Raw genomic sequence first — 14,890 nt, forward strand, 5'->3', positions numbered from 1 at the left:
CATCAGCGGCATGGCTAACGAACCCCTCCTCCGCCCCATCGAACCGCGTGACGACGCCCAGGTCGCCGCGGTCATCCGCGCCGTCATGCCTGAGTTCGGCGCCGACGGCCCTGGCTTCGCCATCCACGATCCGGAAGTCGACGCCATGTCCGCCGCGTACGCGGGCGGGCGCAAGGCCTATTTCGTAGTGGAGCTCGACGGCCGTGTCGTCGGCGGCGCGGGTATCGCACCGCTGGAAGGCGGCGACGCGGAAACCTGCGAGCTGCGCAAGATGTACTTCCTGCCGCAGGCACGTGGCACCGGGGCCGCCTCGCGCCTGATGCGGCTGTGCCTGGACGCCGCGCGTCGCGAAGGCTTCACCCGCTGCTACCTGGAAACGCTGACCGGCATGGACGCGGCGCAGGCCGTGTACCTGCGCCATGGATTCACCCGCATCGACGCGCCCATGGGCGGTACCGGCCATTTCAGCTGCGATCGCTTCTACCTGCGCAGCCTCAATGATGGCGACCTGATCGTGGCGCCCAAGCCACCCTCGCTCGCGTTCGCCATCGACGACCCGGCGCGCGCCGACGTGCTGCCGCTGATCGAGCAGTTCCACGGCTACCTTTCCGACCTCGACCGCCAGCCCGTGCCGCCGTCGGTCACCGTGGAAAGCCTGCAGCGCCCGCACGTCACCTTCATGACCGCCCGCGTGGACGGCACCGCGCTCGCCTGCGGCGCAGGACTGGACCTGGGCGACTACGTGGAACTGAAATACATGTACGTGCTGCCGGCCTGCCGCGGCATGGGCCTGGGCAAGCAGATGCTGGAAGCGCTGGAGAAACAGGTGCGCAGCGCCGGCGGCCGCCTCGTGCGGCTGGAAACCGGCACGGCGCAGCTGGAATCGATCGAGCTTTATGAGCGTTCGGGCTATCGGCGCTGCCCGCCCTTCGGCGATCATCGCGCGCACCCCGGAAGCATCTTCATGGAAAAACCCCTGTGATCCGCATTGCCACCGACGCCGACGCCGCCGCCTGCCACGCCATCTACGCACCGGTGGTGGAATCCAGCGTCATCACCTTCGAAACCGAACTGCCCGGCGAAGCCGCGATGCGCGAACGCATCCGCGCGCGCCTGCAGAACCATCCGTGGCTGGTGTGGGAGGAGCAGGGCGAGGTCGTGGCTTACGCCTACGCCGGCCGCTTCCGCGAGCGCTCCGCCTACGACTGGATCGCCGAGACCTCGATCTACGTGCACGAAAAAGCCCGTCGCCGCGGCATCGCGCGCACGCTTTACGGCGTACTGCTCGAGGCCATGCATCGCCAGGGCATCAACCAGGCCGTGGGCGTCATCACCCTCCCCGGCGATACCAGCGTGGCCATGCACGAGGCCATGGGCTTCGCCCCCGCGGGCGTCTGGCCCAAGGCCGGCTACAAACTCGGCCGCTGGTGGGACGTGGGCGTGTGGAGCAAGTTCATGAGCGAACCGGCGGTGCCGCCGACGCCGGTCGTGCCCTTTGCCGGCCTCGCCGAACAAGGTGGCCTCGCCGATCTCCTCGGCCGCCACGGATAAGCGCGCTGTTTTGCGGCACTGCGGCAGCGCCCTGCCCGGCCGCTCCGCTAAACTGAGCGCCTTTACCCCGTCATCCCCGGAGTTTTCATGCAGCTCGAACAGGTCAGGGCCGTCATCACCGGCGGCGCATCCGGTCTCGGCCATGCCGTTGCCCAGCGCCTCGTCGCCGCCGGCGGCAAGGTCGCCCTCTTCGACGTCAACGAGGAGAAGGGCCAGGCCGCTGCCGCCGCCCTCGGTGCACACGCCACCTTCCAGCGCACCGACGTCACCTCCGAAGAAGGCGTCGCCGCCAATGTCGCCGCCGCGGCGCAGGCCATGGGTGGCCTCAACGTCGTGGTGAACTGCGCGGGCATCCTCGGTGCCGGCCGCGTGCTCGGCAAGGAAGGCCCGATGCCGTTGTCCACGTTCGCCACCACCGTCATGGTGAACCTCGTCGGCAGCTTCAACGTGGCCAAGGCCGCGGCGCAGCTGATGCAGGCGAACGCCGCCGGTGACGACGGCGAGCGCGGCGTGATCATCAACACCGCGTCGGTCGCCGCGTACGAAGGCCAGATCGGCCAGGCCGCCTACTCCGCCTCCAAGGGTGGTGTCGTCGGCATGACCCTGCCGATGGCGCGCGAGCTGTCGCGCTTCGGCATCCGCGTGAACACCATCGCCCCGGGCATCTTCTGGACCCCGATGGTCGACGGCATGCCGCCGCAGGTGCAGGAGTCGCTCTCCGCCTCCATTCCGTTCCCGTCGCGCCTGGGCAAGCCGGAAGAGTTCGCCGACACGGTGGCCTTCCTCGTCACCAGCCGCTATATCAACGGCGAAACCATCCGCCTCGATGGCGCCGTGCGTCTCGCCCCGAAATAATCTCCTCAAAAAAAAACAGCATCGAAGCCATGAAAGCATCCGACGTAAAGAAGGGAAATGTCGTCGAGAACGACGGCACCGTGTACCAGGTGCGTGATATCGAACGCAGCTCGCCCAGCGCGCGCGGCGGCAACATCACCTACCGCTTCACGCTCTACAGTGTCCCGGGCAACCGCAAGTTCGACCTCAGCATCCGTGCCGACGATGAACTGAAGGAAGTCGACCTGCTCCGCCGCGCCGCGAAGTTCTCGTACATGGATGGCGAGGCCTTCGTCTTCATGGACGACGAGGACTACACCCAGTACACGCTGGACGCCGCCGTCGTCGGCGACAACTCCGGCTACGTGGTCGAAGATGCCGAGGGCTACTACATCCAGGTCATCGACGATGCACCGGTGGGCCTGCAGGTACCCAGCAGCGTCGTGCTGGTGGTGGTCGACACCGCGCCGGAAATGAAGGGCTCCAGCGCCACCAAGCGCAACAAGCCGGCCAGGCTCAACACCGGCATCGAGATCCAGGTGCCGGAGTACATCACCAACGGCGAGAAGGTGACGGTGAACACCCTCACCGGTGAATTCTCGGGCCGCGCCTCGTGATCGCCGCGGGGCGGAATGCGTCATGCCTTCCGCCCCGCGTTGTGAGGAAGGCAAGCCCACGCCATCATGAGTAACGGTTATTCGCTTCGCGCCAGCGTCATCGATACGCTGATCCGGACGAAGCGTCCCGATGTCCCCGTGCGCGTGGCCTTGCGCAACACCGCGGCGGTGATCCTGCCGCTCGCCATCGGCATCTATGCGGGCTACCCGCAGGCCGGCATCGGCATCGCCGCCGGTGCGCTCGACACCATGTTTTCCGACCAGCCCGGCCCGTACCAGCAGCGGCTGAGCCGGCTGTTCCTCGCGGCACTTTCGGCGGGCGTCGCCGGCCTGGTGGGCTTCCTCATCGGCAGCCACGTCGTGCCCATGGCCTTCGCCTGCATCGTGTGCGGCTTCTTCGGCGGCCTGCTCGTCGTGTTCGGGCCGGACCTCGCGCGCGTCGGCATGACCAGCATGCTGCTGCTCGTCATCTGCGCCGCCGTCCCCACGGACTGGCGTGGCGCCCTCGGCGGGTTCGCCTCGATTTTTGCCGGCGGCATGTTGCTGGCCGTGTTCTCCATCGCCGCGTGGCCCCTGCAACGCTACCTGCCCGAGCGCCGGGCCCTGGCCAGCGTCTATCGCGGCCTGGCCGACCTGGCGGCCCAGCCGCTGAAGGAAGGCGAAGCGCCCGTACTCACCGAGGCGATGAACGACCTGCAGACCACCCTGCTCGGCCGGCACCACGCACGCGGCCGCGCGATGGAAGCGTTCCGCGTGTTGCTGGAACTGGCCGAGCGCGTGCGCCTCGAACTCGTTGCCATGGCCGAACTGGAAACCCGGCGCGACGGCATGGGCGAGATGTTCCGCACCGATGCCGCGCGGGTGCTCCGCGCCACCGCCGCCGCGCTGGATGCCGCCGAGCCGCCGGAGCGCGCGCAGCGTGCGCTGGCGACCCTGCAGGCCAGCGAGCGCGCCCTGCTCTCCGCCGGCGCCACCGGCATGGGCCTCACCGCCCACATCCAGGCGCTCTCCGGCCAGCTCGCCGCCGTGGTGCGTAACACCAACTGGGCCGGCAGCCGCGGCGAAGAACGCGCGCAACGCGAAGAAACCATCCTGCCGGAAACACTGCGCAGTACCTCGCCGCTGGCGACGATCCGCGCCAACCTGACGCCGCATTCGGTGGCCTTCCGGCATGCCGTGCGCTGCGCGGTGGTGCTCACCCTCGCCGTTGTCGTCTCGCGGTACTTCGCCTTGCCGCACGGCTACTGGCTGCCAATGACGGCCGCCATCGTGCTGCGCCCGGACTTCGCTGCCACGTTCAACTTCGGCCTGCTGCGTGTCGTCGGCACCGTGCTGGGCCTGATGCTCACCACCTTCCTCCTGCGGCTGACGCCTGACGTGGTCTGGGCCCATCTCACGGTGATGACCCTGCTTTGCGTCGCGTTCCGCTACCTGGCCGGGGCGCACTACGGGATCGCCGTCGCGGCACTGACCGGCACCGTCGTCGTGCTGCTCTCCTTCGAAGGCGTGGACCCGTTCAATGCGATGAGCGACCGCGTGCTGAATACGGCACTCGGCAGCGCGATGGCCTTGCTCGCCTACGTGCTGTGGCCCTCGTGGGAACGGCACCGCGCACGCACGGCCCTGTCGGAAATGCTGTGCGCTTATGCCGACTACCTCGACGCCCTCGTCGCGCCGGCCGATCCGCGCCGACGCCAGGAAGTACGCAGCGCCACGCGCACCGCACGCACCAATGCCCAGGCGTCGGTGGACCGCATGCGTGCCGAACCGGGCACGCCGGCCGTGCTGCAGGAACTGGCCGAGACCCTCTACGCCAACGGCAACCGCGTGGCCCGTACCGGCATGACCCTCGAAGCGCTGATCGAATCCGGGGAGACGCCGCCGGAGTGGGAGCATGTCGGCCCCTTCATCAGGGAGGCGTCACAGGAACTGCGCCGCCAGGGCCAGGCGCTGACCCACGCCGAGCCGGTGACCACGCCGCCCGGCCTGCGCGAGCACCAGCGCGCCCTGGTGGACGCCCTGGCGCGCACGCCCGACCGCGCGCTGGCCGACGCCGTCGCCCGCCTCACCGACCGGCTCACCGACAACGTCGACACCATCGCCCACGTGGTCACCCGCCGCAGCACCGCCCCGGCCTGAGTTGCTGCACTGCCAGAGGCGTCCCGCCCCGGCCAGCCCTACACTCGGGCCATGCTGAAGATCGATACCCACGCGCACATCCTGCCCCGCGACTGGCCCGATCTGGCCTCTCGCTTCGGCGACGACCGCTTTCCGGTCATGACGCACAGCGGCGGCCACCACCGCATCTATCGCGGCGGCAAATTCTTCCGCGAAGTCTGGGAATCCGCCTTCGACATCGACCACCGGATCGCGGACTACGCCCGCTTCGGCGTCGGCGTCCAGGTGGTGTCGACGGTGCCGGTGATGTTCTCGTACTGGGCCAAGGGCTACCAGGCGCTGGAGCTGCACACCCACCTCAACGACGACATGGCCGCCGCCTGCGAAGCGCGACCGCGCCACTACGCGGGCATCGGCACCGTCCCGCTGCAATCGCCCGACCTCGCCATCCGTGAGATGGAGCGCTGCATCGGCGAACTGGGCCTGCAGGGCGTGCAGATCGGTTCGCATTGCAACGACTGGAACCTGGACGCGCCGGAGCTCTTCCCGTTCTTCGAGGCCGCTGCCGACCTGGGCGCCGCCGTCCTGGTGCACCCGTGGGACATGATGGGCACCGACACCATGCCCAAGTACTGGCTGCCATGGCTGGTGGGCATGCCGGCGGAGCAGTCGCGCGCGGCCTGCTCGCTGATCTTCGGCGGCGTGCTTGAACGCCTGCCGGACCTGAAGGTGATGCTCGCCCATGGTGGCGGCAGCTTCCCCTACTCCATCGGCCGCATCGAACACGGCTTCCGCATGCGCCCGGACCTGGTCGCCACGGACAACGCACGCAACCCGCGCGACTACTTCAGCCGGCTGTTCTTCGACTCCTGCGTGCACGACGACGCGGCGCTGCGCTTCCTGCTCGATACGGTGGGCAGCGAACGCGTGATGCTGGGCACCGACTACCCCTTCCCCCTGGGCGAGCAGGAGCCCGGCAGCGGCATCGAGGCCCTCGGCCTGGACGACGCCACCCGCGCCCGCCTGTTCCACGGCACGGCGCTGGAGTGGCTGGGCGTTCCGCTCAGCCGATTCCAGCCTGTTGCTGCCGTGGCGTGACGCGGCGCACACCGCCGTCGCGGCCGGGTCACGGCCGATATGCCAAAATGGCAAGACTTCCAGGGGGATACCGACCGATGCTTCGCAAGTTGCTGCGTGCTCTTCCGTTTGCGCTCGTCCTGGCGGCGCCCGCCGCCGGCGCTACCGACGTGGCCATGGCCGATGGCGTGATCCATTTCAGCGTGCCGGAAAGCTGGACCATGATCATGCAGTCCAGCGGCGAGACCGAATCGCAGGTATTCCAGGTGCCGGGCTCCAGCCATGCCGACGCCACCCTGTCGCGCGTCACGGTGACGCTGAAGAAAGTGCCCGACCTGCGCGCCTTCCAGCAGTTCTCCGGTGACATGCGCAGCCGCGCCACCAGCCTGAAGGATTACGCGCCGGGCACGCCGAAGTCGCCGACGGAAAACATCTATTCCGCGAAGGAAGGCACGACGAAGCTCGCTTACTACGAGCGCTATCTCTTCACCAACGGCTATGCCATCCAGGTGCGCTGCATCCGCCCCGACGGCGATGCGAAGTTCAGTGCTACCTTCGACAAGGGTTGTGCGGACGTCGCCAGCTCCTTGCCTAACTAAAAGCGCCAGGTTGTACCGCAATGAACGGTTTTGAAGCCACCCGCGCCTGGGCCGATGCCCAGGACGCCGCCGACCCGCTCCGCCGCTTCCGCGACGAGTTCCACATTCCGCCGCACCACGGCGCGGACACGCTGTACTTCTGCGGCAACTCGCTGGGGCTCCAGCCGAAGGGTGTACGCGCGGCGATCGAAGCCGAACTGCATGACTGGTCGGAGCTGGCCGTCGAAGCCCATTTCCGCGGCCGCTCGCCGTGGATGCACTACCACGAGTACGTGCGCGACGCGATGGCTGAGGTGGTCGGCGCGAAGCCGCTCGAAGTGGTCGCGATGAACACGCTGGGCGTGAACCTGCACCTTATGATGGTCAGCTTCTACCGGCCGACAAAGGGGCGCCCCGCCATCCTGATGGAAGCCGGTGCGTTCCCGACCGACCGCTACGCCCTCGAATCGCAGGTGCGTTTCCACGGCTTCGACCCCGCCACCGACCTGATCGAACTGCAGCCGGATGGCCCGGGCGGCACGTTGTCGATGGACGCCATCGAAGCGGCCATCGCGGAGCACGGCTCGCGCGTGGCGCTGATCCTGCTGCCGGGCATCCAGTACCGCACCGGCCAGGTCTTCGACCTGAACCGCATTGTCGAGCTCGGCCACGCGGCGGGCTGCATGGTCGGGTTTGACCTGGCGCATGCCGCCGGCAACCTGCCGCTCACCCTGCACGACACCGGCGCCGACTTCGCCGTGTGGTGCACGTACAAGTACCTCAACGCGGGCCCGGGCGCGGTCGCCGGCGCCTTCGTCCACGAGCGCCATGCCCAGGCGGACGTGCCGCGCTTCGCCGGCTGGTGGGGCCACGACAAGTCCACGCGTTTCCAGATGGGCCCTCAGTTCGTGCCCACGCCGGGCGCCGACGGCTGGCAGCTCTCCAACCCGCCGATCCTGGCGCTCGCGCCGCTGCGCGCGTCGCTGGATGTGTTCACCCGCGCCGGCATGCCGCGCCTGGTGGAAAAGAGCCGGCGCCTCACCGCCTACCTCGACTGGCTGATCCGCACGCGGCTGGACGACACGCTGGATATCGTCACGCCGAATGATCCCGCCCAGCGCGGCGCGCAGCTTTCCGTGCGCGTGCGTGCCGGCCGTGACGCCGGGCGTGCGCTGTTCACCTACCTCGAGCAGAACGGCGTCATCGGCGACTGGCGCGAACCCGATGTCATCCGCCTCTCGCCCACGCCGTTGTACAACCGCTATGCCGATTGCCTCGGCGCCGTGGAAGCCATCGAGGCCTGGCGCGCGAGCCAGGCATGAGCGCCGGCGACCTTTACGCACCGCCCTACGTCGAACGCGGCGACGGCTTTGCCATGCAGGCGACGACCCATTGGTTGCGCCTCGTGCCCGGGCGCACGCTGTTCGGCATCCAGGCCGGCGGCCTGCCCGTCCAGCTGCCTGACCTCCCCGACGGCGTCCGCCACCCCGGCATCGAGGCGACGAACGCAGGCCACCGCGTCGCGCTGGTCGACGTCAGTAGCCGCTGGCTGCAGGACCACCCCGGGATCACCGATCAGTACGCCGCCAATCTTCGGAGCGTCCTGGCGAACAAGGCCGCGCGCATGGATGACCACGCGAAGCACGTCGCCATCCACGGGAGCATCGAACTCTTCCTCGGCCGTGAGCTCGACCGCGTCCCCCTGGACCTCGACCCGGGTGATGGCTCGTACGAGGTCGCCGTGGACCTTCTGACCCACGCACCGCGCGAGGGACGGACGGCGTTTGCCATGCCTCGCGGCGTAGGGGCATCGAAGTACGACGACCCCGAGTTCTTCGTCGGCACGCAGTCGTGGATCGACGGCGAGCGGTTGCTGGTGGAGTTTGCGCCGGAGGAAGGTGGGCGACTGGAGACGTTGGCACTGGATCGAAGCCAGTTCTTGGACGCGTTGAAGCAGTCGTGGGCCGTGATGCGTGATGTGTCGGGTCGGTTGCTTGCGGGGCTGGGGACGCTGGCTTAAGCCCACGCGACGTTACCGCGACGCGTCGGCAAGCATGAGGTCCGTGAGAGAGCCCTGTTCGTAGGCCGCGCGCAACGTGTCCGCCGCCGAAGCATGCCGCGCTTTTGAGTACGTCATCCTCGCCGCCGCGAGGCGTGTCTCTGCCGCGAGTACATCCGCGAAATTCCGGGTACCCACGGCAAGCCCGGCGCGGGTCACCTCGCAAGCCGTTTCGGCGGAGGCGACAGCTGCCGCGAGGGCGTCGACGCGCAGGCGGCCGACATCCACGGCGCGAAGGCTGCTACGGGTGCCACGCAGCACGTCGCGTCGCATCGATTCCAGGGCGCTCTGTGCGACATCGTGTTGATGGATGGCACGGCTCACACGCGATGCGTCGGCTGTTCCGCCGAACAGCGGCACCTTCAGCGTGAGGCGCACCGTCAGGGCCCGACGGCCGTTGTGGCGAGGCAGCGCCGCGAGCGGTGCATGGACCGCCCAGGCGGTTGTCCCACCGTAGCTGGCCTGAAAGCCCAGTGTTGGTAGCCGGCCCGCGCGCGCACCGGCCAAACGATGCTGTGCAGCGGCAACGCGATGCTCCGCCGCTGCGACGCGTGGTGAGCGCGCAACGGGCACCGAAACCATGCGCTCGTCGGCAGGGTCGTGGGGTCCCAGCACCTTCAAGGCACCCACATCCTTTCCCGTGAGTTGGATCAGGGCCTCGCGCGAATCCGCCGCGGCGATCCTCGCGTTCGTCACGTCGACGGCGGCCGCGGCGTAAACGGTGCCTGCCTCGTAGGATTCAGTCACCGCCGCCAGACCCACGTCAACGCGCCGCGCCGCGAGATCGACCTGATCCTTCATCACGCGAGCCTTCGCTTCCGTCAGCCGCAGTGCGTCCTCGGTGGCCAGGACGGCGAAGTACGCTTCGGCGACCCTTAGCCTCAGTTTCTGCGTCTCCGCCTCCAGCTGCACCGCTGCGGCGGCCGCCTCCTCGCGTGTTGCCGCGCCATCCCATTGTGCTGGCCTATCGATGATCCTTTGGTTGAGCGTCAACGCAAGGGAACGTTGGCGATAGAGCCCCGTGGCCCGCCCGTGCACAGGCGAAGGGTAAGGCTGCTTCTGCTGCCATGACATCTGCAAGGAAAGCTGCGGCGCGAACAATCCCGAGCCTTGCCTCGCACGCTCTAACGCAGCCCTATGATCGGCCCTGGCCTGGGCGACCACGGGATCGCTCGCCAGCGCGAGGCGGTACACGTCAAGCAGGTCGACGCCGCGCGCCATCGACGGCGTGGCCGTGAGCGCCACCGCGGCTACGAGCAGCCTTGCGTACATCACTTCGGTTCATCCGTGCATCCTTCGCAGGCGCCATGGTGACGTCAGCGGACGAGGCCCGGCATCAGGGGATGTCGCCTGGGTGTGTAGGCGAACGCCGAACGCGTTACACGGGATGTCGCGTCTGCCCTTCCCCGCGCACGACAAACCGCTCCACGGTCAGCGACTCGGCGCCCATCGGCCCGTAGGCGTGCAGGCGTGTGGTGGAAATGCCGATTTCCGCGCCCAGGCCCAGCTCGCCGCCATCGCTGAAGCGCGATGAGGCGTTGACCATGACCACGGCCGAACGCAGCGCTTTCACGAAGCGATCGGCGGCGGCGCTGTCGCAGGTGGCGATGACTTCGGTGTGATCCGAACCGAAGCGGCGGATGTGGGTGATGGCGTCGTCGATATCCGGCACCACGCGCATGGCGATGACGAGATCGAGGAACTCGGCGGCGTAGTCGTCATCGGTCGCAACGCGGACCTCAGGGGCGAGGATGCGCGTGGCGTCGTCACCGCGCACCTCCACGCCGCGCGCGTGCAGCGCGGCGACGGCCTTGGGGATGAACGACGCCGCGATGTCGTGGTGGACGAGTAGCGTCTCTAGCGCGTTGCACACGCCGGGGCGGCTGGTCTTGCCATCGATGAGCAGGTCGAGGGCCAGCGTCTCGTCGGCATCCCTGTCGACGTAGAGGTGGCACACACCCTTGTAGTGCTTGATCACGGGCACGCGCGCATGTTCGGCGACAAAGCGAATCAGGCCTTCGCCGCCGCGCGGTATGGCGAGGTCGACAATATCGGTGAGCTGCAGCAGTTCCACCATCGCATCCCGGCCCGGGTCATCGATGACGGTGACGACGGCCTCGGGCAGTCCCTCCTCGCGCAGGGCCCGGCGCAACGCGGCGGCGATGGCGAGATTGGAATGCATGGCGTCGGAACCGCCGCGCAGGATCGCCGCGTTGCCGGCCATCAGGCACAGCGCGGCCGCGTCGGCGGTGACGTTGGGGCGTGCCTCGTAGATCATCGCGATCACCCCCAGCGGGATGCGCACGCGCTCGACGGTGATGCCATTCGGGCGAGTTTCGCGGCGGGTGACGAGGCCAACGGGATCCGGCAGTCCGGCGACATGGCGCATCGCCTCGGCCACCGCCGTGAGCCGGCCCGCGTCGAGGCGCAGGCGGTCGAGCATCGCGGTGCTGGTGCCGTTCTGCTGCGCGGCGGCCATGTCGATCGCGTTGGCCGCCAGCACCAGCGCCGTATCGGCGAGCAACGCATCTGCCATGCGATGAAGCAGGCGCTGCTTCGCGGCGGTATCGAGCGCGGCGATCGCCGGTGCGGCGTCGCGGCAGGCCAGCGCCTGGTCTCGCAGAAGGGTCACGGCAACCTCGCGGCGTCGGGGAGGACGACCAGGTCGTCGCGGTGGACGATGGTCTCGCCATAGCTGTAGCCCAGCACGGCCTCGATGTCACGGGTGTGGCGCCTGGCGATGCGACGAACGTCCGTCGCCCCGTACTGGGCGATACCGCGGGCGAACGGCTCACCGCCCGCGAGGATCTCGACGACATCGCCGCGGGCGAAGTCGCCCACGGCGTCGACGACCCCACCGGGGAGCAGGGAGGCGCCGCGCCCACGCAGGGCGTCCACGGCGCCTGGGTCCACCGTCACGCGCCCTGCCGACGGCGCGTGGCGTAGCCAGTACTTGCGGGCCGCCAGGCGTGAGCGTGGCGCACGCAGGCGGGTACCGACGAGGGCGCCGTCGGCCAGACGCCCCAGGCAGGCCGCATCGCGGCCATCGAACAGCACCGTCTCGATGCCCGCCGCGGCCGCCTTGATCGCGGCGTCGAGCTTCGTGCGCATGCCTCCGGTGCCTGCGACGGTGCCGGCCCCGCCCGCGCTGGCGAGGTGTTCGGGCGTGACCTCGGCCACCTCCATCACGGGGGCGGCATCGGGATCGGTACGCGGATTGGCGGTGTAAAGGCCGGCGATGTCGGAGGCAATGAAGAGCACGTCCGCATCCACCAGCGCGGCCACGATCGCCGCGAGGTTGTCGTTGTCGCCGAGCTTCAGCTCGTCGACGGCCACGGTGTCGTTTTCGTTGATGACCGGGATGGCGCCGATCGCCAGCAGCTCGCGCAGGGTGCTGCGCGCGTTGAGGTAGCGCCGCCGGTTGCGCAGGTCGTCGTGGGTGAGCAGTACCTGGGCCACGGGGGCATCGAAGAAGGTTTGCCACAGGGCGATAAGACGGGTCTGGCCGAGGGCGGCAAGCGCCTGGCGGCCCGTGAGCCCCGCGCCACGTTCCGGCGTCGCCAGGCCCCGGCCGGCGGCGACGGCGCCGGAGGACACGATGACCACTTCCCTGCCCGCCCGGCGGCTCGCGGCGACAAATGCCGCGAGCGCATCGGCGTGCCGGCCGGTCAGCGCGCCGTCCGGGGTCGTCAGCAGGCTGCTGCCGACCTTAAGCACCGCACGGCGCCACGTGGGTAGGGGTTGTTCGGTGAAGCCCGCTGCCATCGCACCTCCCTCGGCTCGCGTGGAACGTCAGGCCATGTTGGCGAGACGCTCGCGCAGCGTATCCAGCATCAGGTCGTGGCCTGCACCGGGTGACGTGCGGGCGGCGAGGCTGGATTCGGGCGAACGACCTTCGCCGGCGGACGCCGCGGTTTCGGCCGCGGCCCGGTAGGCGTCGCGGAACGGCACGCCGGCGACCGCCTGCTCGATGGCCACGTCCGTGGCATACATCGCCGGCTCGATCGCGGCGCGCATCCTGTCGGCCTTCCACTCGAAGCGGGCCAGCATGTCCGGCAACAGTTCCAGCGCACCAAGGCCCATGGAGAAGCCATGGAACAGGGAACCCTTGGAGAACTGCAGGTCGCGCTGGTAGCCCGACGGCAGCGACAGCAGCTGTTCGATCTCCGTACGCGCGGCGGCCACCGAGGCGTAACTGGCACGCAGCAGCTCCACGACGTCCGGGTTGCGTTTGTTCGGCATGATCGACGAGCCGGTGGTGTACTCCGACGGCAGCTTTACGAAATCGAACTCGGCCGTGGTGAACAGCGACAGGTCCCACGCGAGGCGGCGTGTGTCGAGGAGCGCCGTGCCGACGGCGTCGAGCGCGGCCATCTCGAACTTGCCGCGCGAGAGCTGGGCGTAGATCGGCGAGACCTGCATGCGCGCAAAGCCAAGCGCCTGCGTGGTGTGCGCACGGTCCAGGCCCACGTTCACGCCGTAGCCGGCCGCGGTGCCCAGCGGGTTGGCATCGATCAGCACGCGCGCCTGGCGGGCGCGCAGCGTGTTGTCGATGAAGGCTTCGGCAAAGGCGGCGAACCACATGCCCGTGGACGAGACGACGGCACGCTGGATGTGCGTATATCCCGGCATCGGCAGCGCATCACCCGCGGCACGCTCGAGGCAGACCTCGGCGATGCGGCGGCACAGCGCTTCCAGCGTCGCCAGCTTCTCCTTCAGCCACAGGCGCGTCGCCACCAGGATCTGGTCGTTGCGGCTGCGGCCGGTGTGCACGCGGCGGCCCGCATCGCCCAGGCGCTCGGTGAGGCGGGCTTCGATGGCCGAGTGGCCGTCTTCGAAGCGGTCGTCCAGGACGAAGGCGCCGGCGGAGAAATCCGCCGCCAGTGCATCGAGCTCGCGCTTCAGCGCATCGCGTTCATCCGCGGAGACCACGCCGATGTTGGCCAGGCCTTCCACGTGCGCCTTGCTGGCGGTGATGTCATGGAGGAAGAACTCGCGGTCGAGCACCACGTCGTTGCCGGCGAGGAAACGCATGATCTTCGCGTCGACCTGGGTGTCCGATTTCTGCCAGAGCGGCTGGGTCATGATTCAGTGTCCTTGTCGCTCAGAGCGGAATGGCGGTGAGCTCGTCGAAGCCCAGCGCGCGGTTGACGTTCTGCATGGCCTGGGTGGCCGCGCCCTTCAGGAGGTTGTCCAGCGTCGCCACCACGACGACGCGGCGGCCGTCGTTGGACATCGCGAAACCACCCACCTCCAGATGGTGCTTGTGGGCGACGTGGCTCACCCACGGCGCTTCGTCCACGACATGGATGAGCTTTTCGCCGTCGAAGCGTGCCTCGTAGCGGCGCACGATGTCTTCGCGCTTGGCCTGCTTGGCCAGGTACAGGTTGGTGGTGACGGTGAGGCCACGGAAATGCGGTGCCACGTGCGGCATGAATTCCACCGGCAGGCCCAGGTGGCGGCTCGCCTCTTTCTCATGCATGTGCCCGGTCAGCGAGTACGGCATGAGGTTGTCGCGCAGCTTGTCCGGATCGTTGCGGTCGGACGGCGTGGTGCCGGCGCCCGAGTAACCCGACACGCCGAAGGACACGGGCGGCGCGGCGAGCAGGTCCTTGATCGGGGCGATCGAGCACTGGATGGCGGTGGCATAGCACCCCGGGTTGCTGATGCGCTTTTCGCCGCGCCAGCGATCTCGGTACAGCTCGGGCAAGCCGTAGTACCAGCGCTCGTCGAAGCGGTAATCCGCCGAGAGATCGACGATGACGGTGTCGCCACCCGCCTGGTCGATAGCCTCGACGTACGGCGCCGCCTTGCCGTTGGGCAGGGCCAGGATCACCACGTCCGCGCCCTGCGCCGCCACGGCGGCCGGGTCGAGGCTGGTGTAGGCAAGGTCGCCCTTGTACACGTCGTTGTGGTCCGCGAGGCGCTGGCCGTCGAGCTCGCGCGACGAGACGAACGCGAGCTCCAGCGACGGATGCCGTGCGATCAGGCGGATCAGCTCGGCGCCCGTGTGGCCGCGCGCGCCGACGATACCGATGGTTTTGCTGGCCATGGGC

At 68.8% G+C, this 14,890-nt stretch carries 14 protein-coding genes and 1 pseudogene; 10 read left to right on the forward strand and 5 right to left on the reverse strand.

The annotated features are described in order from the left end of the window. Nucleotides 1–10: 10 nt before the first annotated feature. The 10 genes and pseudogenes from FIV34_RS21235 to FIV34_RS14270 form a co-directional block, all read left to right on the forward strand. Nucleotides 11–496, forward strand: a pseudogene (locus tag FIV34_RS21235) (GNAT family N-acetyltransferase); the annotation flags it as partial. Between the two features lie 183 nt (nucleotides 497–679). Then, nucleotides 680–982, forward strand: a complete 303-nt coding sequence (locus tag FIV34_RS21240) for a GNAT family N-acetyltransferase (protein WP_246058827.1) — start codon at nucleotides 680–682, stop codon at nucleotides 980–982. Then, the gene (locus FIV34_RS14235) at nucleotides 979–1,551 is read left to right on the forward strand and encodes a GNAT family N-acetyltransferase (protein WP_139983827.1); all 573 of its coding nucleotides are present in this window, start codon (nucleotides 979–981) and stop codon (nucleotides 1,549–1,551) included. The genes FIV34_RS21240 and FIV34_RS14235 overlap by 4 nt, the downstream gene beginning before the upstream one ends. Before the next feature lie 87 nt (nucleotides 1,552–1,638). Next, a complete protein-coding gene (locus tag FIV34_RS14240) occupies nucleotides 1,639–2,406 on the forward strand; it encodes an SDR family oxidoreductase (protein WP_139983829.1) in 768 nt (255 codons plus the stop codon). 29 nt (nucleotides 2,407–2,435) lie between these two features. Beyond that, nucleotides 2,436–3,002, forward strand: coding sequence for an elongation factor P-like protein EfpL (gene efpL, locus FIV34_RS14245; RefSeq protein WP_139983831.1), 567 nt, complete (start codon nucleotides 2,436–2,438; stop codon nucleotides 3,000–3,002). A 63-nt stretch (nucleotides 3,003–3,065) separates the two neighbouring features. Then, on the forward strand, nucleotides 3,066–5,141 hold the full coding sequence (locus FIV34_RS14250) for an FUSC family protein (RefSeq protein WP_139983833.1): 2,076 nt from the start codon (nucleotides 3,066–3,068) through the stop codon (nucleotides 5,139–5,141). 51 nt (nucleotides 5,142–5,192) lie between these two features. Next, entirely contained in the window at nucleotides 5,193–6,218 is a 1,026-nt protein-coding gene (locus FIV34_RS14255; protein WP_139983835.1) for an amidohydrolase family protein, read from the forward strand. 77 nt (nucleotides 6,219–6,295) lie between these two features. Beyond that, the gene (locus FIV34_RS14260) at nucleotides 6,296–6,796 is read left to right on the forward strand and encodes a hypothetical protein (RefSeq protein WP_139983837.1); all 501 of its coding nucleotides are present in this window, start codon (nucleotides 6,296–6,298) and stop codon (nucleotides 6,794–6,796) included. 20 nt (nucleotides 6,797–6,816) lie between these two features. Further along, nucleotides 6,817–8,097: a kynureninase gene (gene kynU, locus FIV34_RS14265; protein WP_139983839.1), complete on the forward strand. Its 1,281-nt coding sequence runs from the start codon at nucleotides 6,817–6,819 to the stop codon at nucleotides 8,095–8,097. Further along, nucleotides 8,094–8,795: a hypothetical protein gene (locus FIV34_RS14270; protein WP_139983841.1), complete on the forward strand. Its 702-nt coding sequence runs from the start codon at nucleotides 8,094–8,096 to the stop codon at nucleotides 8,793–8,795. Before kynU ends, FIV34_RS14270 begins: the two co-directional genes overlap by 4 nt. A gap of 12 nt (nucleotides 8,796–8,807) precedes the next feature. On the opposite strand, the gene FIV34_RS14275 is transcribed toward FIV34_RS14270, so the two are convergent. The 5 genes from FIV34_RS14275 to argC all read right to left on the reverse strand — a co-directional run bounded on the left by FIV34_RS14275 (nucleotide 8,808) and on the right by argC (nucleotide 14,886). Further along, nucleotides 8,808–10,106, reverse strand: coding sequence for a TolC family outer membrane protein (locus FIV34_RS14275; RefSeq protein ID WP_139983843.1), 1,299 nt, complete (start codon nucleotides 10,104–10,106; stop codon nucleotides 8,808–8,810). 106 nt (nucleotides 10,107–10,212) lie between these two features. Next, the gene (locus FIV34_RS14280) at nucleotides 10,213–11,466 is read right to left on the reverse strand and encodes a glutamate-5-semialdehyde dehydrogenase (protein WP_139983845.1); all 1,254 of its coding nucleotides are present in this window, start codon (nucleotides 11,464–11,466) and stop codon (nucleotides 10,213–10,215) included. Beyond that, nucleotides 11,463–12,599, reverse strand: a complete 1,137-nt coding sequence (gene proB / locus FIV34_RS14285) for a glutamate 5-kinase (protein ID WP_139983847.1) — start codon at nucleotides 12,597–12,599, stop codon at nucleotides 11,463–11,465. The genes FIV34_RS14280 and proB overlap by 4 nt, the downstream gene beginning before the upstream one ends. A gap of 27 nt (nucleotides 12,600–12,626) precedes the next feature. Then, nucleotides 12,627–13,919 carry an argininosuccinate lyase gene (locus tag FIV34_RS14290; protein ID WP_139983849.1) on the reverse strand — a complete coding sequence of 431 codons (1,293 nt, stop codon included), beginning with the start codon at nucleotides 13,917–13,919 and terminating at the stop codon, nucleotides 12,627–12,629. A gap of 19 nt (nucleotides 13,920–13,938) precedes the next feature. Beyond that, nucleotides 13,939–14,886, reverse strand: a complete 948-nt coding sequence (gene argC / locus FIV34_RS14295) for an N-acetyl-gamma-glutamyl-phosphate reductase (protein ID WP_139983851.1) — start codon at nucleotides 14,884–14,886, stop codon at nucleotides 13,939–13,941. Nucleotides 14,887–14,890 lie beyond the last annotated feature (4 nt).

The organism is Luteibacter pinisoli (assembly GCF_006385595.1).
In the GTDB taxonomy this organism is placed as follows: Bacteria; Pseudomonadota; Gammaproteobacteria; order Xanthomonadales; family Rhodanobacteraceae; genus Luteibacter; species Luteibacter pinisoli.